Annotated in this window: 21 protein-coding genes; 13 read left to right on the top strand and 8 right to left on the bottom strand. The window is 56.6% G+C overall.

The annotated features are described in order from the left end of the window. Window positions 1-37 precede the first annotated feature (37 nt). The 6 genes from ON16_RS11035 to xylB all read left to right on the top strand — a co-directional run bounded on the left by ON16_RS11035 (window position 38) and on the right by xylB (window position 5,553). The gene (locus tag ON16_RS11035; protein ID WP_040662379.1) at window positions 38-892 is read left to right on the top strand and encodes an amidohydrolase family protein; all 855 of its coding nucleotides are present in this window, start codon (window positions 38-40) and stop codon (window positions 890-892) included. Further along, window positions 892-1,320 carry a secondary thiamine-phosphate synthase enzyme YjbQ gene (locus ON16_RS11030; protein ID WP_040662376.1) on the top strand — a complete coding sequence of 143 codons (429 nt, stop codon included), beginning with the start codon at window positions 892-894 and terminating at the stop codon, window positions 1,318-1,320. The genes ON16_RS11035 and ON16_RS11030 overlap by 1 nt, the downstream gene beginning before the upstream one ends. A gap of 22 nt (window positions 1,321-1,342) precedes the next feature. Then, on the top strand, window positions 1,343-2,281 hold the full coding sequence (locus tag ON16_RS11025; protein ID WP_040662373.1) for a sugar kinase: 939 nt from the start codon (window positions 1,343-1,345) through the stop codon (window positions 2,279-2,281). 72 nt (window positions 2,282-2,353) lie between these two features. Then, the gene (locus tag ON16_RS11020) at window positions 2,354-3,373 is read left to right on the top strand and encodes an aldose 1-epimerase family protein (RefSeq protein WP_051131702.1); all 1,020 of its coding nucleotides are present in this window, start codon (window positions 2,354-2,356) and stop codon (window positions 3,371-3,373) included. A gap of 29 nt (window positions 3,374-3,402) precedes the next feature. Next, entirely contained in the window at window positions 3,403-4,086 is a 684-nt protein-coding gene (locus ON16_RS11015; RefSeq protein WP_040662371.1) for a D-lyxose/D-mannose family sugar isomerase, read from the top strand. 6 nt (window positions 4,087-4,092) lie between these two features. After that, window positions 4,093-5,553, top strand: a complete 1,461-nt coding sequence (gene xylB / locus ON16_RS11010; protein WP_040662368.1) for a xylulokinase — start codon at window positions 4,093-4,095, stop codon at window positions 5,551-5,553. A 66-nt stretch (window positions 5,554-5,619) separates the two neighbouring features. Here the strand turns inward: xylB and ON16_RS11005 are convergent, their stop codons facing one another. The 3 genes from ON16_RS11005 to ON16_RS10995 form a co-directional block, all read right to left on the bottom strand. Then, window positions 5,620-7,089 carry a sugar ABC transporter ATP-binding protein gene (locus ON16_RS11005; RefSeq protein ID WP_040662365.1) on the bottom strand — a complete coding sequence of 490 codons (1,470 nt, stop codon included), beginning with the start codon at window positions 7,087-7,089 and terminating at the stop codon, window positions 5,620-5,622. 17 nt (window positions 7,090-7,106) lie between these two features. Next, window positions 7,107-8,096, bottom strand: a complete 990-nt coding sequence (locus ON16_RS11000; protein ID WP_040662363.1) for a sensor histidine kinase — start codon at window positions 8,094-8,096, stop codon at window positions 7,107-7,109. Window positions 8,097-8,167: 71 nt separating this feature from the next. Next, window positions 8,168-9,769 (bottom strand): response regulator, encoded by a 1,602-nt coding sequence (locus ON16_RS10995; RefSeq protein ID WP_040662360.1) that lies wholly within the window; start codon window positions 9,767-9,769, stop codon window positions 8,168-8,170. A 382-nt stretch (window positions 9,770-10,151) separates the two neighbouring features. On the opposite strand from ON16_RS10995, the gene ON16_RS10990 reads away from it, so the two are divergent. Then, the gene (locus tag ON16_RS10990) at window positions 10,152-10,349 is read left to right on the top strand and encodes an alpha/beta-type small acid-soluble spore protein (protein WP_040662357.1); all 198 of its coding nucleotides are present in this window, start codon (window positions 10,152-10,154) and stop codon (window positions 10,347-10,349) included. Between the two features lie 148 nt (window positions 10,350-10,497). Here ON16_RS10990 and ON16_RS10985 read toward each other — a convergent pair whose 3' ends face one another. Beyond that, on the bottom strand, window positions 10,498-12,690 hold the full coding sequence (locus ON16_RS10985) for a 5'-nucleotidase C-terminal domain-containing protein (RefSeq protein ID WP_040662354.1): 2,193 nt from the start codon (window positions 12,688-12,690) through the stop codon (window positions 10,498-10,500). Here ON16_RS10985 and ON16_RS15605 point away from each other — a divergent pair. Continuing rightward, window positions 12,647-13,024 carry a hypothetical protein gene (locus tag ON16_RS15605; protein ID WP_144032097.1) on the top strand — a complete coding sequence of 126 codons (378 nt, stop codon included), beginning with the start codon at window positions 12,647-12,649 and terminating at the stop codon, window positions 13,022-13,024. The genes ON16_RS10985 and ON16_RS15605 overlap by 44 nt on opposite strands. Next, complete coding sequence (gene hydA, locus ON16_RS10980) at window positions 13,008-14,384, top strand: dihydropyrimidinase (protein WP_040662351.1); 1,377 nt, start codon at window positions 13,008-13,010, stop codon at window positions 14,382-14,384. Before ON16_RS15605 ends, hydA begins: the two co-directional genes overlap by 17 nt. A 247-nt stretch (window positions 14,385-14,631) precedes the next feature. Here the strand turns inward: hydA and ON16_RS10975 are convergent, their stop codons facing one another. Beyond that, window positions 14,632-15,543, bottom strand: coding sequence for an NAD(P)-dependent oxidoreductase (locus ON16_RS10975; RefSeq protein ID WP_040662348.1), 912 nt, complete (start codon window positions 15,541-15,543; stop codon window positions 14,632-14,634). 391 nt (window positions 15,544-15,934) lie between these two features. Continuing rightward, on the bottom strand, window positions 15,935-17,023 hold the full coding sequence (serC, locus tag ON16_RS10970) for a 3-phosphoserine/phosphohydroxythreonine transaminase (protein WP_040662345.1): 1,089 nt from the start codon (window positions 17,021-17,023) through the stop codon (window positions 15,935-15,937). A gap of 359 nt (window positions 17,024-17,382) precedes the next feature. On the opposite strand from serC, the gene ON16_RS10965 reads away from it, so the two are divergent. The 3 genes from ON16_RS10965 to ON16_RS10955 all read left to right on the top strand — a co-directional run bounded on the left by ON16_RS10965 (window position 17,383) and on the right by ON16_RS10955 (window position 20,341). Then, complete coding sequence (locus ON16_RS10965; RefSeq protein WP_051131701.1) at window positions 17,383-18,267, top strand: hypothetical protein; 885 nt, start codon at window positions 17,383-17,385, stop codon at window positions 18,265-18,267. Next, window positions 18,264-19,571 carry a chloride channel protein gene (locus ON16_RS10960; protein ID WP_051131700.1) on the top strand — a complete coding sequence of 436 codons (1,308 nt, stop codon included), beginning with the start codon at window positions 18,264-18,266 and terminating at the stop codon, window positions 19,569-19,571. The genes ON16_RS10965 and ON16_RS10960 overlap by 4 nt, the downstream gene beginning before the upstream one ends. 65 nt (window positions 19,572-19,636) lie before the next feature. Next, window positions 19,637-20,341, top strand: a complete 705-nt coding sequence (locus ON16_RS10955) for a DUF421 domain-containing protein (protein WP_040662339.1) — start codon at window positions 19,637-19,639, stop codon at window positions 20,339-20,341. A gap of 9 nt (window positions 20,342-20,350) precedes the next feature. Here ON16_RS10955 and ON16_RS10950 read toward each other — a convergent pair whose 3' ends face one another. Then, complete coding sequence (locus ON16_RS10950) at window positions 20,351-20,536, bottom strand: DUF6774 domain-containing protein (protein WP_040662336.1); 186 nt, start codon at window positions 20,534-20,536, stop codon at window positions 20,351-20,353. A gap of 60 nt (window positions 20,537-20,596) precedes the next feature. Continuing rightward, window positions 20,597-22,822 carry a polysaccharide pyruvyl transferase CsaB gene (csaB, locus tag ON16_RS10945; RefSeq protein ID WP_040662333.1) on the bottom strand — a complete coding sequence of 742 codons (2,226 nt, stop codon included), beginning with the start codon at window positions 22,820-22,822 and terminating at the stop codon, window positions 20,597-20,599. Between the two features lie 120 nt (window positions 22,823-22,942). Between csaB and ON16_RS10940 the strand changes: the two genes are divergently transcribed. After that, entirely contained in the window at window positions 22,943-23,530 is a 588-nt protein-coding gene (locus ON16_RS10940; RefSeq protein WP_040662330.1) for a GNAT family N-acetyltransferase, read from the top strand. Window positions 23,531-23,576: the final 46 nt, after the last annotated feature.

Genomic DNA, 23,576 nt, shown 5'->3' with positions numbered 1-23,576 from the left:
GTGTGAAACCCGGAAAAATAGATGGGAGGAAATCATTTTGGTAATCGATATGCACGCGTTCCCCGGCTTTCTGGAAGAGATTTGCGAGGACCCCAAGCGGGTGGAGTTCCGCCGGGAACAGTATTTTTTGTATAAGCAGCACGTTTGGCCACTGAGCCTTTTCGTGCTCCAGATGAATGCGGCGGGGATTGATAAATCCGTAATCTCCGCGGAGGACGTGACCACTCGTGCGGGTGATACCATCGTCTCCAACGAGGAGGTTCGCAAGCTGGTGGATCTGTGCCCGGATCGGCTGATCGGCTTTGCCAGCGTGGACCCTTGGCGCAAGGATGCGGCGCAGGTTCTGGAAAAGGCGTTTGGAGAGCTGAAGCTCTCCGGCCTGAAGCTCAGTCCCGCGATCCAGCGCTTTATGCCCAACGACGCCATGATGGAGCCGCTTTACGCGATCTGTGAGAAGTACAACAAGCCGATTCTCTTTGAGTCCGGCATGACTTGGGTGAAGGACAGCCCGTCCCGGTACGGCAATCCGCTGCTGCTGGAGGATGTGGCCATCGCTCACCCGGACCTGAAAATGTGCATGGGCCACTTTGGCTGGCCGTGGGTGCGGGAGACGGCCATGCTGGTTCTGAAATATCCGAATCTGTATGCTGACACCGCCCTGCTGTATTTCGACTCTCCGGTTCAGTTCTTTGAACACACGTTTAAAACCGACTTGGGCGAATACTGGATCGACCGGATGCTGTTTGACAAGGTGCTCTTTGGCTCCACCTACCCCCGCATCGAGCAAAAGCGGATGCGCAAGGCAGTGGATTCCCTGACTCTGCGCCCCCACCAGCGGGAGCTGGTTCTGGGCGGCAACGCGGCGAGCTTTTTGGGACTGGAGGAAGCGTAATGGTAAAGCACTATGAATTTTTCGTCACGACGGAGGACGAGTATTACACCACCTATATCGGTGACACGGTCAAGGCGTTTATTGCGGAGTCCGGCGTGCAAAACGGCATTGTCTCCGTGGTGACGGCGCACACCAACTGCGGAATTATCGTCACAGAGCCGCTGGACTGCATTTTAAGCGACTTAAACGTTCTGCTCCACCGGCTGGTGGACGACGACGCGGAGTATTCTCACGCCCACTTCCTGCCCACCTATGGCCGCACCAGCGCCAATGCTTACGGCCATCTTCGCTCCATTCTGGTGGGAAACAGCACCACGCTGTCTTTGGTGAACGGAAAGGCCTGCATGGGCGAGGCGCAGGAGATCGTGTTCATGGAATTTGACGGGCCGCAGGCTCGGAAGGTTTTCGTGGACATTATCGGCGAATGATTGGAAAGGAAAGGGACTGAATATGGCATACGATATCGTTTCCATCGGCGCGCTGCTGTGCGAGGTCATGCGCAAGGAGCTGGATAAGCCTTTGGACACTGCGGCGGATTTTACCGGCCCCTATCCCAGCGGTGATTCCGGCATTATGCTGAATGCCGCGGCCAAGCTGGGTGCGAACAGCGCCATGATCGGTGTGGTCGGTGACGACGGCTTTGGCCGCTGCATCGTCAACCGGTTACAGGAGAGCGGAGCGGACTGCTCCATGGTGCGCGTTCACCCCGAAGCCGCCACAGGCGTTGCCTTTGTGTGCTACTTCCATGACGGCAGCCGGAATTTTATCTATCACGTCCATCAGGATGCGCCGGGGATGATGTCCGCCGAGGACATCCATCTGGAGAAGCTTCAGGGAACCAAGTGGCTCCATATCACGGGCTTTGCCATGTCCGTCAGCCACGGCGCGGCGGACACCATCCACCGTTTGGTGCGGGAGCTGCCGGCGGATACGCAGATTTGCTTCGATCCCAACATTCGGCCCGAGGCGCTGAGTGTGGAGGAAATCAAGGCGCTGTGCATGCCGGTGCTGGAACGCTCCAGCATGATCTTCCCCAGCAAGGGCGAGGCCATGATGTTTACCGGCGCGGCTACCGACGATGAGGGCTGCGGCATCTGGGCAAGTCAGGGGAAAACCGTGGTTTTGAAAAACGGCGAGCAGGGCTGCCGCATCTTCTCCGGTGACCAGATTTTGGATGTTCCCAGCTTTTCCGTGGAAGAGGTGGACCCCACCGGCGCAGGCGACACGTTCTGCGGCGCGTTTTTGACGGCGCTGATCGCCGGAAAGAGTCTTGCCGAGTGCGGCCGGTTCGCCAATGCGGCGGGTGCCATGTCCGTGCGCAAGCAGGGCCCCATGGAAGGCGCCCCCTCTCTGGCAGAGGTTGAGGAATTTTTGGCGGCGCACGCATAAACGTATCTCCCGGAAAAATACCGGGAGTGAATGGAACGCAGCGGTTTCCGGCTTAGGGCCGGAGGAAGGAGTATGGCCATGGGCCAGAGCTATCAGAAACAATTGGAGTATATCGGCGATCTGAACCAACTGATGTCCCTGCGGGAGGGCGTGCTCTCCGGCGGATTTCAGGATGGTGTTCGCGTGATGGATGTGGACAATGGCGGCAATCTCTCCGCCACAGTTCTGCCGGGGCGGTGCATGGATATCTATCAGGTGCGCTATAAGGGCAAGAACATGAACTATCTGGCGCCCTGCGGAATCGTGGCCCCGGAGTATTACGACGCACAGGGGACCCGCTGGCTGCGCAATTTCTTTGTGGGCATGCTGACCACCTGCGGCTTGCAGCACTTTGGCAATCCCCAGACGAAGAACGGCGAGGAGCTGGGCCTTCATGGCCGAATTGCCAATACCCCGGCGGAGAATGTGAAGTATGCCCGGGGTCTCCGGGGAGAAATCCCCACGCTGACGCTGGAGGGCACCATGCGGGAGGCCCGCATTTTCGGCGAGAATCTGACGCTGCACAGAAAGCTGGAATTTGTTCACGGGGAGGACAGCATCCTCCTGACCGACACCATCACGAACCACGGATTCGGCAACCGTCAGGTGCTTTACGCGTTGCATTTGAATTACGGCTATCCTCTGCTGGAAGAGGGCTGCAAGCTGATTCTTGACAGCGAGGAGACAGCGCCCCGGGAGGAGAATGCCGCCAAGTACCTGTCTTCTTGGCAGCAGATTGAAGCGCCCCAGTATCCGTATCCGGAGCGGTGCTATTTCCATAAGCTCCGCCAAGACGCGGACGGCATGGTGCAGTACACCCTGTTCAACGAGAAGCGGGGCATTGGCGTGAATGTTCGATACAGCGGAGAGGACCTGCCGTTTTTCTGCCAGTGGAAGATGCTGGGCAAGGGAGAGTACGTCATGGGTCTTGAGCCGATGAACGTCTTTTTGGACGGTCCGAAGGTGGACGAGCCGGGCTGTGCCGCGCCGATCCTCGGACCCGGGGAGAGCAAGACCTATCAAGCCCGGCTGAACTTCATCGACCACATCTGAGCCGCCCTTTGGGCAAAAGGAGAAACAATATGAAGCGTTCAAAAATTAATCAGTGCATCCGGGACATGGAAGTACTGCTGGCGGAGCACCGCGTGGAGCTGCCGCCGTTTTGCAAATGGACTCCCGCCGATTGGGCGGACAAGAGCCACGAATACGACGAAATCCGCGATAACCAGCTGGGCTGGGATATCACGGACTGCGGGCTGGAGGATTTCGACAAGGTGGGCTTTGCCCTCATCACCCTGCGCAACGGAAACCAGAACAACCCGAAATACAAAAAGGTTTACGCGGAAAAGCTCATCATGCTCAAGGAGGGTCAGCGTTTCCCCTGCCACTTCCACTGGAATAAGAGCGAGGACATCATCAACCGCGGCGGCGGCACCATGATTATCCACGTCTATAACGACGCCGGAGACGGCAGCCGTTCCACGGAGGACGTGCTGGTCAACCGGGATGGACGCTCCTATCTCGTGCCCGCCGGTACCGGCGTGGAGTTGAAGCCCGGCGAGAGCATTACGCTCTGGCCCCACCAGTACCACGACTTTGACACGGTTCCGGGCACAGGCGACATCCTCATTGGAGAAGTCTCTATGTGCAACGACGACAATACCGACAACCGGTTTTACGAGCCGGTGGGTCGCTTCCCCAAGATTGAGGAGGACGAGCCTCCCTATCGTTTGCTGTGCAACGAGTATCCACCCGCAAAGGACTGAGACAGCATGGACTATATCGGAATTGATCTGGGAACCTCGGCAGTCAAGCTGCTCTTAATGGGCGGCGACGGAACCATCCGCAATGTAGTCTCCCGGGAATATCCCATCTACTTCCCCCGTTCTGGCTGGTCGGAGCAGCGGCCGGAGGACTGGTGGAGCGCCGTGCAGGATGGACTGAAGGCGCTTTTGACCGGATTTGATGCAAAGCAGGTGGCGGGAATCAGCTTTGGCGGGCAGATGCATGGCCTTGTTATGCTGGACGCGGAAGATCGAGTGATCCGCCCCGCCATTTTGTGGAACGACGGAAGAACGGCGGAGCAGACCGCTTGGCTCAACGACACAGTGGGCAAGGAGACGCTTTCAGCCTGCACGGCTAACATCGCCTTTGCCGGTTTTACCGCGCCAAAGCTCTTATGGGTGCGGGAAAAGGAACCGGAGAATTTTGCCCGCATCGCAAAAATCATGCTGCCCAAGGACTATATCGCCTATCAGCTCACCGGTGTACACTCCACGGATTATTCCGACGCGTCCGGCATGTTGCTGCTGGACGTGGAGCACAAATGTTGGTCGGAGAAGATGCTGGAGCTGTGCGGCGTGGAGAAAAGCTGGCTTCCCGCGCTGTTTGAAAGCTATCAGCCCACCGGTACGGTAAAACCTGCTCTGGCCGCGCAGCTGGGTCTTGAATGCAACTGTGTCGTGGCGGCAGGCGCAGGGGACAACGCCGCTGCCGCTGTGGGCACCGGCACGGTGGGGGAGGGACGGTGCAACGTTTCGCTGGGCACCAGCGGCACCATTTTCATCTCCAGCCGCAGCTTCCGGGTGGACAGCCGCAACGCGCTGCACGCCTTTGACCATGCCGACGGGCAGTATCACCTGATGGGCTGTATGCTCTCTGCGGCATCCTGCAACCAGTGGTGGATGGATTCCATCATCGGAACCAAGGACTATGCTGCGGAGCAGGCCGGGATGGAAGAGCGGCTGGGGGAAAACTCCACGTTTTTCCTGCCTTATCTCATGGGAGAGCGCTCTCCTCATAACGACCCGAAAGCCCGGGGCATGTTCATCGGCATGTCGATGGACACCACCCGCCGGGATATGACGCAGGCGATCATGGAGGGCGTTTCCTTTGGCATTCGGGATTCCTTTGAGGTGGCAAAAGCGCTGGGAATCCGTCTTGACAGCACTCGTATCTGCGGCGGCGGTGCGAAAAGCGCCCTGTGGCGGAAGATGATTGCCAACATTCTGAATCTGCGGGTAGAGCGTGTGGCCTCGGAAGAGGGGCCGGGTCTGGGCGCCGCCATGCTGGCGGCGGTAGCCTGCGGAGAATACGCTTCTGTGGAGGAGGCGGCCGATGCCATCGTGCAGGTGACGGAAACTGTGGAGCCGGACCCGCTTTTGGCTGCAAAATATCAGGAGCAGTATGAACGGTTTGAAAAGCTGTATCCGGCGGTAAAAGCCTGGTTTTAAAGCAAGTTCCAAAGACACAAAAAGCGCCGGGCCCATTCGGGTCCGGCGCTTTTTCCAATCGACGGCTCAGTCGGGGAACAGGTCCTCCTGTAAAAGGCGCAGCTCATGAAACTCATCCGGTGTTTTGGCCAGCGCGATTTTCCCGCCGTCCACCCACAAAACCCGATCCGCCACATACAGCGTGTCGTAAAGATCGGTGGAGAGCAGCAGCACGGGAATGCCGCTGCTGCGCAGCTTGGAGATCAGGCGGAGCGTGTGGGGCCGCAGATACATATCCAGCCCGGAAATAGGCTGGAGGCAGACCACCAAATCTGCCTTTGCAATCAGATACTGATAGTAGGCCAGCGTATACAAATCCTGTGTGTGCAGATCGTAGAGCTGTTGTTCATCCAGCAGATCCCCCAGCTCCGGACGGTATTCCTTGGCCACGCTGTTTAAAAGCCGCTGCTTGCGCCAGATGCGGGGGACTTTTTCCCCCAGGGCAAAGCAGAGATTGTCCAAAACGCTCATGTCCGGAAAAAGTCCCGTTCGAGAGGGCAAACGATCCAACAGGCCCAATCGCAAATCGCTCAATTCTTTGCCGCAGGCCACAACGCCGGGAACAGGCACGCGCTGCTTCAAATCCTCGAAAAGACCCATCAGATCGTCCAGAACCGTGTTGCTGCGGTCGATGAGAAGGAGTGTCTCTCCCGAACAGATTTCAAGGCTGAAGTGATCCAAACCGCCCCGACAGATGTTTTCCAACCGCAGGACAGGCTTTCCGCGGGGGCGCTTGGACTCGCTGTCTGCCTGCCCCAGACGCAGCAGAGCCTCATAGGCGGGCTTGGCCAAAACGCGAATGTGCTGATTCAGATCGGAGCTTCGATCCACCACTTTTTCTATGCGGCCTTTTTTGAAAACAGCGATGCGGTCGCAGATTTTTCGCAGCGCTTCGTGGTGGTTATAGACGTAAAGAAAGGTCATCCCATTTTGGGCCAACCGTTTCAAAAGCTGATGAAACGCAGCCAGTTCCTCACTGCCCAGCAAATCCGGAATGTCAATCAGCACCACCAGAAGCTCTCCAGCGGTCATGGCGCGGAGAAGTTCCATCACCAGCCGGTCATAGTTTTTCAGCTGTCCTGCCAGCATTTGCTGGGGCAGGCGGATGTCATACTGTTGGAAAAGCTGCTCCGTCTGCGCTTGCAGTTCCCGCTCCCGCACGTAAAATTTGCGAAAACCCGGACGAATGACGAAAAGATTGTCCGCAAGGGACAAACTGTTGATCAAGCGGCTGGTACTGTCAATGATAGCGACCTTGTTTTGGGTGACGGGATGAGGGCCGGGACTGTTGACCAGCTGATCCTGAAAGAACACATGACCGTTTCGGATCGGCTCGTTCAAAGCGATCAGCTTGAACAGCTCTGCTCCGCCATGTCGCTCCAGCCGCAGCATACCATAGATCTCTCCCTGAAATATCTGCATACTCAGGTCGTTCAGATGGGTCTGCCCGTTTTCCGCGTAAAGGACGTGATCCATCCGAAAAATCTCTTTTCTCATAGCTGCCTCCGCTTTCTTCAGGCGGGACGGGGCAGCGAGATTTCCACATCGGTCCCCGCGCCCAAGGTGGAATAGACGATCATCCCGTAAGTGTCGCCAAAAAGCAGATGGATGCGGTTGTTCACATTGGCAATGGCAATGCCGCCCTTTCCGGTTCCTGGGGGAGAGTTGCCCGCGATGCGCTGATTCACCTTTTCCAGAATTTCCGGGGCCATGCCCACGCCGTCGTCTGAAATCCGAATGAGCAGACATCTCTCCGTTAGCAGCAGTTTGATGGTGACGCTGCCATCCCCCAGTTTTTGCTCGATCCCGTGGATAATGGCGTTTTCCACAATGGGCTGCAGCGTCAGCTTGGGAATTTTACACCGGATTAAGGAATCCATGTCCTCCTCGTCGTAGTCGATGTGCAAGGAGAGCCGGTTGCCAAATCGGTACTGCTGGATATAAAAATAGGTCTTGATGTTTTGCAGTTCCTCGTCCACAGTGACCACGTCCGCCTGATTGCTGATGGTATAGCGGAAAAAGGAGGCCAGCGCTTCACACATTTCCGCCACGCTGCCAAGACCCGAGATCAGCGCCTCGCTGCGGATGCTCTCCAGCGTATTATAAAGAAAATGTGGATTGATTTGATTTTGCAGAGCCTGATACTGCGCCTGCCGCTTGCTGAGTTCAAAGGAGTCTGTGGCTTTTAAAGTGGCGCTCAACCGCTCGATAAAATAGCCGTATTGCCGATTATAGTAGTATTTTGGCGAGGGCAGGTCGGCCAGCTCTGGAGTGGACGCTGCCAGACCAAGCCGCTTCGTCTCATTCCAATAGGGCTTCCACAGGAAGAAAAACTCCAGTGGAATCAAGGCGACCGCGGCAAAAGCAACCAGCAGAATCGGCAGAAACCAGCGGGTATGGTAGGCGGCGGCTGCCGCCAGAGCCAGCAGGGCGAGAAACAGGATGAAAAACGCGACCCGAAAAATCAAAAGACGCGTTTCCAAAAAACTTTTATGCTTTTTCATTTCCGGCCTCCCCTCCTATACTGCCGCGATTCATAGAGTTTGCTCTAGGGCAACACCGCACAGAGTTTGCCCTAGGAATAAAGATTCCTGTATTCCTTGGGACTGACGCCGGTGGCCTTTTTAAACGCTTTGGAAAACCGTTTGTAGTCGTGGATTCCAACGGACTCGCACACGGCCTCCGTCGTCTGCTTTGTACCCCGCAGCAGTTCCTTGGCGGCGTTGATGCGGATTTCCAGCAGATATTCTAAAAACGTTCTGCCCGTCTCCTTGCGGAACAGGGTGCTGAAATAATTGGGACTGAGTCCTACTTGGGAACATACGCCATCCAGATTGAGCGGTTCGGCATAATGCTCGGTGATATACTGCCTTGCCTCATTGATGGGGCGGACTTTCTCCCGCTTCATCCATTTTCCGGCCTCTTGCAAATCGCGCAGACAGTTGGCCTCCAACAGGCGGAAAAGGTCTTCAACCCGGCCGCACAGGTCGGCCTGTTCGTTGAAACAGGACTCCCGCTCTCCGGCGGGGGAGAAACGCAGTTCATTTTGAAAAAGGCCGGATAGAAGAAAGAGGTGATAAGCGGTCTTCACGATGTGAAGAATCTGGTGTCCGGATATGCCGCTTTGCAGGACTTTTTTCTCTAAATTTTGAATAGCAAAGCAAATTTGATCTTCGCTTTGCAGCGTGATTCCCTCCTGAACCGCCGCGCTGAACAGGTGGAAAAGCGCCTCGTTGTCCGTGTTTTCCAATTCTGGAATTTCGGACAGAAAGACGGGAACTTTTTCCAACAGAAGCCGTTGCCCCATCGCGTACTGCGCCTGCTGACGGCATTCGCCCAGTTGAGAGATAGATGTGAACTCTTTGCCAACGCTGAGAAGCAGTTCAATGCGCTCAAAGGCGTGGATTTCCATCCGCAGCTCCTTGATGACGCGGGTCAGAGCCGCTTGCAGCTGTTCCCGATTTTGCGGCGCATAATTTAAAATGCCAAAAATCTGCCGTCCCCGGGCGACCATACTGAATTCATGGCAGAGCGGACGAATCAGCTCCCCCAAGCTGTTTTCCGCCAGAGGGAGAAGCAGGTCGAAGACCGACTGCGCATAGGGAATCCCGATGGTCTGGAAATCCTTAAAGGATTCCTGAATGCAGAAAACTTGGAAAACACCCGGCTGGAAGTGAGCGTAATACTTTTTGTTGACCTCTTCCATTGTGGAGGGAACGCTGCCATTCTCCAAGTCAAACCAGATCATTTTCAGGAGATCGGCTTGCGCACCCTCCAGAGAGTCGGAGCCGTCCGAGTGCTTTTTCAAATATCGCTTGCGGACCTTTTGCAGCGTGGCGTTCAGCAACTGTTGATTGACAGGCTTGAGAATATAGTCCTGCACGCCATATTGAATGGCGGTCTGGGCATACTCAAAGCTGGAGTAACCGCTGATAATGATAAACTCCAGATCCGGATCGTATTCTCTGGCCTGCTTCATCAGCTCCAACCCGCTGCATCCGGGCATTCGGATATCTGAAAGGATCAGATCCGGCTGCTTTTCCTGAATAAGCCGCAGAGCCTCAATGCCGTTGGAGGCGGTTCCCACCAACTCCATCTCCAGAGATTCCCAGTCAATCAGATGGCAGATCAGTTGACAGACTTTTTCTTCGTCGTCTGCGACGATGACTCGAATCATGCTGTGTCTCCTTCGTACGTTGATACTTTAGGCGTTTGCGCCGTTATAGTATATTTATTATAAACATATAAAATAGTTGCCTAGCGGCTATTATACCACAGACAGGCTAAAATGCGAAGTATCTCAAAGAAAAAAGAGACAAATCCTGTTAAATCTCCGTTGTTTGAGCGCCGAAGGCGCAGGGCCAAAGAGATTGGGCGGAGCGTATTTTTTTGAAATCTGCCTGCCGATTTAAAGGAAAAGCTGTCGTGTTTCAAAATTTTACCGTCTGAATTCCGGCATATTCCTTTCTTTTCGAGTCAAACTATGCTTGCGATACCCAGAAAACCCACAAACACAAACGACACAAACAAGTTTGGTATTGAGAAAAGGAGAAACGATTATGTCTAACAAGAATAACAACAAGATCAACGTGCCCGAGGCCCGTGCTGCCATGGATAAGTTCAAGATGGAGGCTGCTTCCGAGGTTGGCGTCAACCTGAAGGAAGGCTATAATGGCGACATCACCGCCCGCGAGGCCGGTTCTGTCGGCGGCCAGATGGTCAAGAAGATGATCGAGTCCTACGAGAAGTCCCTGTAACTTCTCCACTGAACTAGAAACGCGGCTCCCGGCTTTTGCCGGGAGCCGCGCTTTTTCAAACGAAAGCGCCCCTGTGCGCAATCAACAAAAGAGGCCGCCGGTTCGAATGCACCGAACCGGCGGCCTTTCAAGGCTGTTGAATTGGAGATCAGGCGGCCTTGGAGGCGGTCAGAGTAGAGGCGAAGCGATAGATAATCGCCGCAGACTGGCCGCGGGTGGCAGTGCCCATGGGACGGACTGTGCCATCGCTGAAGCCGTTCACCAAGCTGTTGGCGTTGGCCCAAGCCAGCGCCTGCGTGGCGTAAGAGGAAACCTGAGACGCGTCGGTGAAAGCGGTCAGGCTGCCGGTGGTGGTGACGTTGTAGCCCAGAGCCTCCGCATAGCGGTACATGAACGCGGAGAACTGCTGACGGTTCACAGAGTCGGCGGCCACGAAGGTGGTGGCAGTTTTGCCGTTGACAATACCGTTTTCATTGGCCCAAGCCACGGCCTTGCCCAGATCCGTGGTGAAGTCCACGTCGGTAAAGGCGGGAGTGGCCTTGGCGGAGGGCTTGCCAGCCAGATTCCACAGAGCCAGAACCACATCGCCGCGAGTCATAGTGACATTGGGGGAGAAGGTGGTGGCGGTGGTACCGGGGATCAGGCCGCTCTTCTCGGAAAAGAGTACGGCGTCGTAGTAATAGGCGTTGGAAGCCACGTCCGTGTAAGGCAGAGCCGCGGCCTTGACGATGGTGATGCGGCCCTGAGCCTTGGCGTATTCGGCGGGGACAGTGCCCTTCAGCGTGCCGGTAATATAGTTGATGAGAATCTCGTTGTCCAGCATGGCGGGAACGGAGAGGAACTTATCCTTCTGGAACATGTTCAGGCCGTCGCCCGCGCCTTCCAGCATATAGTTGTGAGAGGCCAGCTTATAGGTCTTGTTAGCCACGATGGCCACGCCGCCAACCTTCACGTCCTTGACGCGCCGGGCACCGGTGACGGAGACGAACATCTTGTTGTCATCAACCTTCACGGTGGAGGGAACGGAGGTGTCGATGGTATAGGTCATACCGGACACATGCAGGAAGCCGCCGTTTTCATCGGGAGTGGTGCGGGAGGCCATTTCCAGCGCGTCCAGAATCTGCTGGCCGGTGGCTTCCACCATCCGCAACTCGTTGCCATAGGGATGGACCGCGATGATCTGCTCATAGGTGATGTTGCCGGCCTTGATGTCGGCGCGGATGCCGCCGCCGTTGACGATGGCGATGTCGGCGCCCGCGGCGTCACGGTAAGCGTCAGCCACCAGATCGCCCAAATTGGTCTCCTGATTGCGGATGGCGCGGGTCTTGCCGTCGGCCTCCAGCGTGGTCAGATCCACAGAGGTCTTGGCAACAACCTTTTTCAGCAGCGCGTCGTTCTTGGCCAGAATGCCCTTGACAAAGGTGTCCATACTGGAATCCTTGGCGGTATAATCCGTGACCAGTTCCGTGGTGACGGTGCCGTTGGGCTTCAGAACCAGCTTGCCGATGGCGGCCAGCTTGGTGCCGGTGGAGGTCAGTAGAACGGTCTTGCCGTCCTTGTCAGAAACCTTCTGAGAGGGAATGGTGCTGTGGGAATGCCCGTCGATGAAGGCGGTCAGACCGGAGACGTTGGCGATGATGTCGGTAGAACGCCAAGGAGCGCTCTGCTCATCAATGCCGCAGTGACCAACTGCCACAACGTAGGTGGCGCCTGCGGCCTTAGCGGAGTTCACTGCGGTCTGCACGGCGTTATACAGCTCTTTGCCGTTATTGCCGTTGCAGAAACCGTAGATATACTTGCCGGTGTTGTCCTGAAAGTAGGAAGGAGTGGACTTGGTGATGGATTCAGGCGTGTCGATGCCCACATAAGCCACCTTGGTGTCGCCGTAGGTAATCATCTTATAGGCGTCAAACACTGGCTTACCAGTCCGCAGGTCCATGAAGTTGGAGCAAACATAGCCGCTCTTCAGTTCTTTGGACAGGTTCAGGAATTGATCCATACCGTAGTCAAACTCGTGGTTGCCGGGGACGGCCACATCGTAGCCCATCTGGTTCATGATGTCCACCAGATACTCGCCCTTGGACAGTGTGCCCAGAGCCGCGCCCTGAACCGCGTCGCCCGCGTCGGCCAGCGTCACATAATCGGTGGCTTTGAGCATTTCGGCCTTATAGGCCGCAAGACCCGCGTATCCGATGTTGTCGTCCACGCCGCAGTGGACGTCGTTGGTGTACAGCACCACGACATCGCCCTTTTCTACCGTGGTGGTGTCGGTGGCAAGACCGACTGTGGTCAAAGACATGGCCATGACGGCAGCCAGCAACAGGGAAATTGCCTTTTTCATCTTCTACCTCCTTAAAATCCAAAGCACGGAACAAACCGCACTTTCTATTGATATCAGTATAAACCGCTTCTTCAAAAAAGGGAAGAGGGAAACGTGTAAACTGTGTAAAATTTTGAAGATTATAGTGAATTGCACCGGCACAATTGACAAAAATACAGGAGATCGCATGTTGAAGGGCGGCTGTGGTTTTGAAGAAAAGGGAAGATTGTCCGCCCAAAAAAATATTTCTTTCCGACGTGGCTTTCACGGCTGGAAATCAAAAGAAAACTGTGCTATGCTGAGTCTGCATAAAGCAAGGACGCAAGGGAGGTTTTGCGATGAAAACATTGCTTAAAGGCGGCAGCGTGGTGTCTGGCCGCGGTGTCCGCCGGGCGGATGTGCTGATCGACGGGGAGAAGATCGCGCAGGTAGGCCGGGGACTGTCCGCCGCAGGCGGAAATGTGATGGATGTGACGGGGATGCTGCTGTTCCCGGGGTTCATCGACGCGCACACCCATTTTGATCTGGATGTGTGCAACACCACGACCGCCGACGATTTCACGTCGGGCAGCCGTGCCGCCATTCGGGGCGGCACCACCACGGTGATTGACTTTGCCTGCCCCAACAAGGGAGAGTCTCTGGGATACGGACTGGATCTGTGGCACAAAAAGGCAGACGGCCAGGCCTTTTGTGACTACGGTTTCCATATGACCATTGACGATTGGAATCCCTCTATTGAGACGGAGCTGCCGGACATGTTCGCAGCAGGTATCTCGTCTTTTAAAATGTATCTGACCTATCCCGCTATGATGATCGGTGACGGGGCGATTTACAGTGCGCTGAAAGCCATCAAGCGGATGGGCGGCATCTGCGGCTTCCACTGTGAGAACGCCGGAGTGATCGACGCGATGATCGCAGAGAAAAAGGCCGCTGGGGAGCTTTCTCCTGCTTCTCATCCCCAGACCCGCCCGGCCTGTTTGGAGGCGGAGGCGGTGGGCCGTCTGCTGCGCATCGCACAGGCGGCGGACTGCCCGGTGGTGATTGTTCATTTGACTAATCATCAGGCGATGGACGAAGTGGAAGCCGCACGGAAACGGGGACAGAAGGTCTATGTGGAAACCTGCCCCCAGTATCTGCTGCTGGATGAAAGCGTCTATTTCAATTCTGATTACTCTGCCGCCGCGCGGTATATCTGCGCGCCTCCCATCCGGGAGAAGGCGGAGCAGGCCTATCTGTGGCGGGGGCTGAAACGGGGATTGATCCAGACCGTTTCCACCGACCACTGTTCCTTCACGTTGGAGCAAAAAGAAGCGGGCCGGGAGGACTTCACAAAGATTCCGGGGGGACTTCCCGGCGTGGAGACGCGGGGAGAGCTACTCTATTCCTATGGCGTGGAGAAGAAAAAGATTGCCCTGCCCACGATGTGTCAGGTGCTCAGTGAAAATCCTGCTAAGCTGTACGGTCTGTATCCCCGCAAGGGTGTGATCCGCAAGGGGAGCGATGCGGATATCGTGGTCTATGATCCGGGGGCGAGCCACGTGATTCGGGCGGCAGACTGCGTGAGCGCGGCGGGATATACCCCCTATGAGGGCTTTGTCACCTCCGGCGGTATCGCGCAGGTTTACCTGCGGGGAAGGCTTATGGCCGAACTTGGCAGAATTCTTGTGGCGGAGCCCAGCGGAAAATATATGGCCCGGGGCAAAAACAGCCTGTAAGCCGCGCGGAGGAACTGTGAAAAAGCATGGACGCGGAGGAACACTGGTTACTGAAGCTGCGGTTGCCTCTGCGATGGAATGCGAACGGCAGCAAAGCCGCTCATTGTGGAACCGTTTATGAGATACGACTCTGACAGTTGAAATGCAAATTCCCACCATCCCGTCAATACCACGCAAAATTAAGGCGTCATCGTTTATACGATGACGCCTTAAAAGCATTTTTATGCGCTCAGTGGAAATGAGTCGATTATGCGAAGTGCTCGATGATGTCCACCAACTCCGCGCCGATGCGCTTCTGCGCTTCCTTGGTGCCCGCGCCGATGTGAGGCGCGCAGGCAACGGCGGGATGAGAGGCCAGCGCCCAGTTGGGTTCCTTTTCACTGAGCCACACGTCAAGACCGGCGGCCTTCACCTTGCCGGAATTCAGTGCGTCCAGCAGAGCGGCCTCGTCGATGTTGCTGCCGCGAGAGGTGTTGATGATGACCACGCCATCCTTCATCTTTGCCAGAGACTCCGCATCCACCAGCGGCTTGTCGCCGGCGGGAGCGCTGAGGGCGATGATGTCGGACTGGGCCATCAGCTCGTCCATAGAGACAAAGTGCATGGTGTCGCACTCGCAGCCCTCGGGCTTGTTGCGGTGGACCGTGGACAGCACGTTCATACCCAGCGCCTGTGCCTTGTCGCCGATCAAGCGGCCGATGCGGCCGTAGCCCACCACGCCGATGGTCTTGCCCTGAAGCTCAAAGCCCTTGGAATAGGCCTTCTTCTCCCACTTTTCTTCCCGCATGGTGTGGCCTGCGATGGACAGGTTCCGGGCGCAGGCGAACAGCAGCGCGATGGCTAGCTCCGCCACGGCGTTGGAGGAGGCGCGGGGTGTATTCTTCACCTGAATGCCCGCCGCCTCAGCGTATTTTACGGCGATATTGTCCACGCCCACGCCGGCGCGGATGATGAGTTTCAGCTGGCTGCCCTTGGCAGCGTCGATCTGCGGCTCCTTGATCTTAGTGGCGCTGCGGATCACAACGATATCAAAATCCCGCAGAGCGGTTCCCAGCAGATCGGGCTCATAAAACTGCTCGACGACGTCGAAGCCGTCCAGCCGCAGCTTCTCCATTGCACCGGCATCCATGCCGTCGGTAACCAAAACTCGAATAGACATATGAAATTAAACCCCTTTACATCATTTAATAGACGCACCCCAGGGGCGTCGTCGGAGCAAAGTCCGCGCCGTTGCGTTTCCGCCTATGGCGAAAACTCCATTCCGCTCCCTTGCTCCTCCTCTCCGGTTTGGAACCGCGGAGCGGTTTCAAGCCGGGTCAAGGACGGGGAGACGGGACAAAGTCCGCCGCACGGTTTCAAAGCGGGAGACGCGGAAAAACTCCGATGGCCGTTGGAAATTCAAGGGACCATGGGGGAGGCCCCCGAAAGCTGCCCGCTTTGCGGGCAGACGCTTTATGCATTGACCCGCAGCCGCCAAAGGCGGTACGATCCATGCGCTTCATTGGCGGACAAGACCCCAAGGGGGGATAACTGCCCGTCCGTTCAAATCCTTAGGCGTGTTCCTTCTCGTACTTCGACAGGAAGTCCACCAATGCTTCAACGCCTTCCTTGGGCATGGCGTTGTAAATGGAAGCCCGCAGACCGCCCACGGATTTGTGGCCCTTCAGGTTGTCGAAGCCTGCGGCCTTGCTGGCGGCGACCACTTCGGCGTCCTGCTCCTTGCTGGGGGTGACGAAGGGCACGTTCATCAAAGAACGGTCTTCCTTCACCACGGCGCCGGTGAAGAACTTGCTCTGATCGAGGAAATCGTACAGAACCTTGGCCTTTTCCTCGTTGCGGGCATTCATGGCTTCCAGACCGCCGTTTTTCAGCAGATACTTGAAGACCTTGCCGCAGCAGTAGATCGCCCAGCAGTTGGGCGTGTTGTACAGGGAGTCGGCGTCGGCATGGGTCTTGTAGTTGAGATAGACCGGCAGCGTGTCGTCCAGATCGTCCCGGATCAGATCCTCGCGGATGATGACGATGGACATGCCCGCAGGGCCGACGTTTTTCTGCACGCCGCCCCAGATCAGGCCGTAATCCGCCACGTTGCAGGGACGGGACAGGAACATGGAGGACTGGTCAGACACCAAGACATGCCCCTTGGTGTTGGGCAACTTGCGATAGGTCAGGCCATGGATCGTCTCGTTCTCGCAGATGTACACATAGTCCGCATTATCGGGAATATCCAGATTGGAGCAATCGGGGACATAAGAGTAGTTCTTATCGGCGGAGGAGGCCACGACCTTCACTTCGCCAAACTTCTTAGCTTCCTTGATGGCCTTCTTGGACCACGCGCCAGTCTCCACATAGCAGGCCACGCCGCCCTTGAGCAGGTTCATGGGCACCATGGAGAACTGCACCGTGCCGCCGCCCTGCACGAACAGGATCTTATAGTTGTCGGGAATGCCCATCAACTGCTTCAGGTCGGCTTTCGCTTCGTCGAAAATCGTCTGAAACGCCTTGGACCGGTGGCTCATCTCCATGACGCACATGCCGCTTCCGCGGTAGTTCATCATTTCCGCCGCGATTTCCTCCAGAACCTCTTCCGGCATCATAGCGGGGCCGGCGGAGAAGTTATAGGTACGTCCGTACTTCATCTTCATATCCTCCATTGTTCAATAAATTGTCAGGTTCCCAAATATTTTGTTTGCTTTCCTGAGATTTAGTATACGACTTCTCCGAGGGATATTCAACCAGTAAGGGGGGGCAGAAGCAAGCTAAATATTAACGACGTTTTTATGGAAAAAAACCAAAATCGTTTGCGTATTCGTATACGTAAAGACAGTGCCCCGAAAAGCCGGGGGGCGCTGCGGCAAATGCGGATATCACCCAGAATGACGCATAATGCTGGAATGCTTTTTGCTGTAAACTTGAATTTTTTCGGGTTTTCCTGTATACTCAAAGACTGTATGATACTCGTCGCGGCCCGGCCGCGGGAAAGGAACGTGAGCGCGCTATGAGATCTGACGGGACCCGCGTAAAAGATCTATCGCCCATTGTGCAGGCGTTGCCATACATCATGCCCTGCCGGTATGACGCCCAGAACTGGGCCAGCGATATGATCGACGAAGATATTGTGAAGGCATATATTCGACAAAAGCGGCGGGAGGGCCGCCGCGTGACCCATATGAGCGTGCTGGCTGCGGCGTATTATAAGGCCGCGCTGGAAAACCCAAAGGTGAACTATTTTATTATGAATCGGAAAATTTACCGCCGAAACCACTTTTGTTTCTCGTTTGTACTGCTGAAAAAGCGGGCGGACGGCACGCCGGATGAAACCACGCTGAAGGTTTTTTTGAAGCCGGAGGACACGGTGTTTACCATCAGCGCCCGCGTTCAGGAACTCATTGACCGGAACAGCGAGGCACTCCACAACAACGCCACGGACAAATTCGCCAATTTGGCCTTTGCTGTTCCCGGTCTGTCCCGGTTCGCGTTCTGGATGGTCTATCAGTTGGACCTTCATGGGCTGCTGCCCCGGAGAATCATCGACCTCAGTCCTTTTCACACCAGTTTGTTTGTGACAAATCTGGCGTCGATCAACACCAGCTGTATTTATCACCACTGCTATGAGTTTGGTACCACCGGTGTGTTCATCTGCATGGGTAAACCTGTGCGAAAGCCGGACGCGCAGCCGGGAGAGAAGGGCAAAGTGATGCCCTTGGGCGTGGTGATGGATGAACGGATTGCCACCGGCGTTGAATATGCCCGCTTTTTCGCGGCATTCACTCGAAACTTGAAAAAACCGGAGACACTGGAGACTCGTTTGGACGGGGAGGAAGAACCGACGGAGAATGCGATTCCCGCATGGGCCGCCGCAGCAGGGGAGGCAGTGAAGTGACAAGGCTGCTGGAAATTCTATTGCACACGCGGTATTATCTCTCCGCGCTGGCGAAATGGGTGGCGCTGGCGGTTTTAATCGGCGTTAGCTGCGGCGTGGTGGGCGTACTGTTCCACTTGGGTGTGGAGTGGGCCACGGCATATCGGGAGTCCCACATTTTTCTGTTATGGTGTCTGCCGTTGGCGGGGCTTTTCATTGTTGGCTTTTACAAGCTGACAAAGACTGAGGGACAGGGAACCGACGATATCATCGACGCGGTTCACATGGGCAAGAGTCTTTCGATTCTGTTGCTGCCCGCCATCTTCGTGGGCACGATTTTGACCCACCTGTGCGGCGGCTCCGCCGGGCGAGAGGGCGCGGCGCTGCAAATGGGCGGCGACATCGGTTATCACGCGGGGCTGCTGTTCCGTCTGGACGACCGGGATATGCGCTCGGCAACGCTGTGCGGCATGGCGGCGTTTTTCTCCGCTCTGTTCGGAACACCCCTCACCGCCACGGTGTTCGCCATGGTGGTTATCTCCGTGGGGGTGATGTACCATGCGACGTTTATTCCCTGCTTTACCGCTTCGCTGGTGGCTTATGGAATCTCTGTCTGGATCGGAGTCAGCCCCACGCATTATACAGTGACGGCCCCGGCGCTGGACCCCACAACGCTGCTGCGGGTGGCGGCCTTGGGGGCGCTGTGCGCCCTTGTGGCAGTGCTGTTTTGCAACACAATTCGGGGAATGGGGAAGTTTTTTCGCACCCGCATCCAAAACCCGTGGCTGCGGGTAGCTTGCGGCGGTTTTCTGATCATAGGACTGAGTTATCTGGTGCGCACCTCCGATTATAACGGCGTTGGCATGGATGTGATCCGGCGGGCTGTTGAGGAGGGGACGGTGGCCCCATCCGCGTTTTTGCTGAAAATTCTTTTCACCGCCGTGACGTTGAGCGCAGGATACAAGGGCGGCGAGGTGGTGCCCTCTTTCTTCGTGGGGGCCACGTTTGGCTGCGTGGTAGGCCCGCTGCTGGGTCTGCCCGCCGAGTTTGCCGCGGCGGTTGGGCTGGTGGCGGTGTTCTGCGCCTGCGTCAACTGTCCGCTGGCGTCCGTCTTTCTGTCGGCGGAGTTGTTCGGATCGGACGGAATGCTGTATTTCGCGCTGGCCTGCGGCATCAGCTATATGCTGTCGGGATATAACGGCTTGTATTCCAGCCAGACGATCCTTTACTCCAAGCTCAAGGCTCAGTACATCAATGTCCGCACCAACTCCTATCACGCCGGTGACTTACCCGATGACCACAGTGACCTGCGTGTAAAAAAGTAAACCGGAATAAATCGCCAGAAATTGCAAAAACTCCTCCCGAATGACGATTCGGGAGGAGTTTTTATATGGAAATTTTTAAGAATATCGGGATAACCGCTATTACCTCGGTGGTATCCATTGTGGTGCTGTTCCTGCTGACCAAGCTGATGGGGAGCAAGCAGGTGTCCCAGATGACCGCCTTTGACTATATTGTCGGCATTACCATCGGCTCCGTGGCGGCGGAGCTGGCCACAGATCTGGAAGAGCCGACGCAGCCGTTAACCGCGCTGATTATTTACGGGTTCGCTGCTTTTGGTATCTCTGTACTCACCAGCAAGTCTATCCGCGCACGGGGCGCGGTCACCGGCAAACCGCTGATCCTGCTGGAGGATGGCGTGATTTTTCGGGAAAATCTGAAAAAGGCGCGACTGGACTTGAACGAATTTTTGACCTATACCCGGATGAGCGGCTATTTTGATTTGAGTCAGGTGCAGACGGCGGTGCTGGAGCATAACGGCGTGGTCAGCTTTTTGCCCAAGGAGCCTTACCGCCCCGCCACGCCCTCGGACATGGACCTGAAGCCCAAGCAGAGCCATGTGCAGATGCCGTTCGTCATGGATGGAAAGCTGCTGCCGAAAAACATCGCGCAGGCAGGCAAAGAGGAAGCTTGGGTCCGCCGGATGCTGCTTAAGCAGGGCTATCGGGATGAGAGAGCGGTCTTTCTGGCTCTGTGGGACGGGGACTCGAAGCTGACCGCATTTCCCATGGACAGAACAGCGCTGTCCTCCTGATGCGCCGCGTCAGACCCGTTCGCTGGGATCTTTGCACACATCCCGCTGCACCGCGATGGTGGCGAGGGTGTCGCCCAGCTGGGTCAGCATCGCGGCGGTCAGACTCAGATCGTCGTCGCTGAGTGTTTCGGCGATTGCCACCGCAAGGGTGTTAATCGCCGTGGTCAAGGCCAGCGGATCACAAGAGTTGCTCATGTTATCACCCTGTTCAGGGTATGCGACAAACAGGAATTCAAGCACCTGAAATCCGGGCGATCAAAGTCCCATCAGGCGTTTTGCTACTTCCACGTTTCGGTGTTCCATCTCCTGAAGCCGTGCCACGGCGGCTTCCTGCTCCTCAGGCCGTTCTGCGCGCTCCACAGCCCGGTCAATCATGGCGCACAGCTGCTCTGGGGTAACGTCGGGTAGGTCCACGAACAGGTCCTGCCCGATATAGCGCAAAAAGGCAGAGACTTTGGGATCGTACACCACGCCCACCAAGGGAATCCCCTGTCCGGCGGCAAAGATCAGCGCGTGGAGCCGCATGGAGACGACCACCTGCATTCGGGAGAGCGCACCGATGATGGTGCCGGCTTTGCCGGCGTCATTGAGGAAATAGTGGGGGACGGACACCCCCTGCGCGGCAATGGCCGCCGCCAGTGGGTCCTGATGCTTTTCCACGGCCAGAAACACCGGCGTCAGACCGTGGCGGTGATAGGCGTATTCCGCTGCGGCGGCGAAGACGGGGGCCTTTTCTTCAAAACCCTTCCATTTGCGCAGGGCGAAGCAGAGATACCGTCCGCCCGTGGGGATGCCCGCCTGCAAAAGTACGCTGTCCGTCTTGTCCGGCGGGGCGCAGTTCAGCGTCAGAGCCGGATCGGCAGTGAGGAAAATCTCGGGCTTTGTCACGCCCATGGACTTCAATTCTTCCAAAGAGTCCGGTTCTCGCAGCGTAATAACATCCACATCGGCGTTCAGCACCTGCGCCGCCATTCGGCGGTGGCTGACGCGGCTCACCGGGCCGATGCCGCAGCCGTACATCTGCACCTTGCAGCCAAGACGCTTGGCAGAGGAGATGTTGTGCAGATAGAACCACAGGGACCGGCGGGAGGTCACATCCTGAATAAGACTGCCGCCGCCGTTAATATAGAGCTTGCTGTGGCGCATGGCCTTGCGCCATGCGGGATAGTTGAACCGCTGTACCGCCCGGACCCGATAGGTCAGGCGCGTCTCCTTCGGGCTTTTGCTCAAGACCAGCACCGGCATATCCGGGTCGATGCCGCGCATCTCCTGCAAAATGGCCTCGAGAATCGCGTCGTCCCCGGCATTGCCCCGACCGTAGGCCCCGCAGATCACCACGCCGTCCCGCTCTGCTTGCGGGCGGTTGTGGCGGCGGATAATCTCCCCGTAAATATGAAGCTGGGTGTCCACCGTGTGCTGAATGGAAAACTGGGTGGACGCTTTTTCATAGAGCCGCTGGCCCATGGCGCGGCGGCGCTCGTCGTTTTGGGCCAGCGCGGCCAGCGCGTTCCCCAGCGCAGTGTCGTCTCCGGGAGCAAATAGATAACCGTTCACGTCCGTGTCGATCAGGGCGGGGATACCGCCCACGGCGGTGGCCACGGTGGCCAGACGGAACCGGGCACCTTCCGTCAGCGCGTAGGGAAACGTCTCGGACACCGAGGTCAGGGCGTTTACATCCAAAGCGCTGTAAAACCGATCCATACCGCCGGAGATCCAGCCGGCAAAGCACACCTGCTTTTCAACGCCCAACTCCTGCGCCAGTGCCTCCAGTTTTTGACGCTCTTCGCCGTCTCCGGCGATTAAAAGGCGGAGACGGCCGCATCTGGCATGTGCCTTTGCAAAGCCCCGAACCAGCGTGGAGATGTCCTTCACCGGGTTCAGCCGGGCGGCAATGCCCACCACCACGCTGTTTTCGTCCGCGTCAAGACCCAAGTTCCGCAGATAGGGAAGCCGGTCGCCTTGCGGGGGAGCGGGCGTGAAGTCAATGCCGTTGTAAATCGTGAAGAATCGGTCGGGCGGAAAGCCCCGGTCGATTAAAAGGTCCACCATGGCGTCGGACACGCCGATGCGGTAGTCCAGCTTGCGCAGTGCCTGAGCGTTGATATTACCAAAGGTCAGGCGGCTCAGAGGACGGCCCATGTAATCCAATTTATAATCGCTGTGGACCGTGGAGCAGACCGGAAGGCCGGTGGTTCTGCGGAGCATGGCGCCAATCATATTGGCTCTGGCTCCGTGGCAGTGGATGACCTGATAGCCGCCGTCCTGGATATACTGCGTCAGCTGTTTGCGGATGCGAAAGATGTGATTCCCGGACATAATCTCCGTGGGAATTCCCAATTGGCGGGCCTCGTCGGCAAAGGGGCCGTCCCGGAAGCAGACCAGCTGGGCGGTGATGGTTTCATTCAAATGCTGGAGCAGACTCAGCACATGGGTCTTGGCTCCGCCAGAGTCGCCGCCGCTGATAAGATGGATGACTTTCATAGCGTTCCCTCTTTTGAAAAACGCGCTTTTGCGCGAAATTGCTCTTGTACAAACTTAAAAAGTATTATACAATAGCAAAAGTCTGAAAGCAAGCAAAGGAACGAACCGGAGGCGCTTGAAATGGAAAAGGACTGCCGAATCAGGGTTGCGTCTCCCCATGACGCGGAGGCACTGCTTCGCATTTACGCGCCCTACGTGGAGAAAACAGCCATTACGTTTGAGTACGAGGTTCCGACTTTGGCGGAATTCACGGAACGCATCCGCCGGACTCTGGAGCGGTATCCCTATCTGGTTGCGGAGGCTGACGGCACTCCCGTGGGATACGCCTATGCGAATCCCTTTAAGGAGCGGGCGGCCTATGATTGGGCGGTGGAGACCACGGTGTATGTTGCCGAAAACGGAAAGCGTCTGGGCGTGGGCAGATCGCTTTACGCGGCGCTGGAAAAAGCGCTGGCGGCGCAGAATATCCTGAATCTCAACGCCTGCATCGGATATCCGGCCGAGGAGGACGCGTATCTGACGCAGGACAGCGTGAAGTTCCATCAACGCATGGGGTATCGGATGGTGGGAAAATTCTCCCAGTGCGGCTACAAATTTGACCGCTGGTACAACATGGTGTGGATGGAAAAGCACATCGGAGAGCACGGGGCCAAGCAGCCGGCGGTGAAACCCTTTGGGGAGATTGCGGGGGATTTATTTCCCGGCTGATGTAAATGGTTCGCTTTCTTTGAAAACTGCAAACCCTATTACTTGG

The organism is Oscillibacter ruminantium GH1, assembly GCF_000307265.1.
GTDB classification, from domain to species: Bacteria; Bacillota; Clostridia; order Oscillospirales; family Oscillospiraceae; genus Oscillibacter; species Oscillibacter ruminantium.
Note: the sequence above shows the minus strand (reverse complement) of the source record. Positions and strands in the feature narration are given on the sequence as shown.

Bases quoted from the DNA above. Each gene is read 5' to 3' on its own strand.
- ON16_RS11030 (WP_040662376.1), top strand. From the start codon at position 892: ATGGTAAAGCACTATGAATTTTTCGTCACGACGGAGGACGAGTATTAC.
- ON16_RS11025 (WP_040662373.1), top strand. From the start codon at position 1,343: ATGGCATACGATATCGTTTCCATCGGCGCGCTGCTGTGCGAGGTCATG.
- ON16_RS11020 (WP_051131702.1), top strand. From the start codon at position 2,354: ATGGCCATGGGCCAGAGCTATCAGAAACAATTGGAGTATATCGGCGAT.
- ON16_RS11015 (WP_040662371.1), top strand. From the start codon at position 3,403: ATGAAGCGTTCAAAAATTAATCAGTGCATCCGGGACATGGAAGTACTG.
- xylB (WP_040662368.1), top strand. From the start codon at position 4,093: ATGGACTATATCGGAATTGATCTGGGAACCTCGGCAGTCAAGCTGCTC.
- ON16_RS11005 (WP_040662365.1), bottom strand. From the start codon at position 7,089: ATGAGAAAAGAGATTTTTCGGATGGATCACGTCCTTTACGCGGAAAAC.
- ON16_RS11000 (WP_040662363.1), bottom strand. From the start codon at position 8,096: ATGAAAAAGCATAAAAGTTTTTTGGAAACGCGTCTTTTGATTTTTCGG.
- ON16_RS10995 (WP_040662360.1), bottom strand. From the start codon at position 9,769: ATGATTCGAGTCATCGTCGCAGACGACGAAGAAAAAGTCTGTCAACTG.
- ON16_RS10990 (WP_040662357.1), top strand. From the start codon at position 10,152: ATGTCTAACAAGAATAACAACAAGATCAACGTGCCCGAGGCCCGTGCT.
- ON16_RS15605 (WP_144032097.1), top strand. From the start codon at position 12,647: ATGGCCATGACGGCAGCCAGCAACAGGGAAATTGCCTTTTTCATCTTC.
- ON16_RS10985 (WP_040662354.1), bottom strand. From the start codon at position 12,690: ATGAAAAAGGCAATTTCCCTGTTGCTGGCTGCCGTCATGGCCATGTCT.
- hydA (WP_040662351.1), top strand. From the start codon at position 13,008: ATGAAAACATTGCTTAAAGGCGGCAGCGTGGTGTCTGGCCGCGGTGTC.
- ON16_RS10975 (WP_040662348.1), bottom strand. From the start codon at position 15,543: ATGTCTATTCGAGTTTTGGTTACCGACGGCATGGATGCCGGTGCAATG.
- serC (WP_040662345.1), bottom strand. From the start codon at position 17,023: ATGAAGTACGGACGTACCTATAACTTCTCCGCCGGCCCCGCTATGATG.
- ON16_RS10965 (WP_051131701.1), top strand. From the start codon at position 17,383: ATGAGATCTGACGGGACCCGCGTAAAAGATCTATCGCCCATTGTGCAG.
- ON16_RS10955 (WP_040662339.1), top strand. From the start codon at position 19,637: ATGGAAATTTTTAAGAATATCGGGATAACCGCTATTACCTCGGTGGTA.
- ON16_RS10950 (WP_040662336.1), bottom strand. From the start codon at position 20,536: ATGAGCAACTCTTGTGATCCGCTGGCCTTGACCACGGCGATTAACACC.
- csaB (WP_040662333.1), bottom strand. From the start codon at position 22,822: ATGAAAGTCATCCATCTTATCAGCGGCGGCGACTCTGGCGGAGCCAAG.
- ON16_RS10940 (WP_040662330.1), top strand. From the start codon at position 22,943: ATGGAAAAGGACTGCCGAATCAGGGTTGCGTCTCCCCATGACGCGGAG.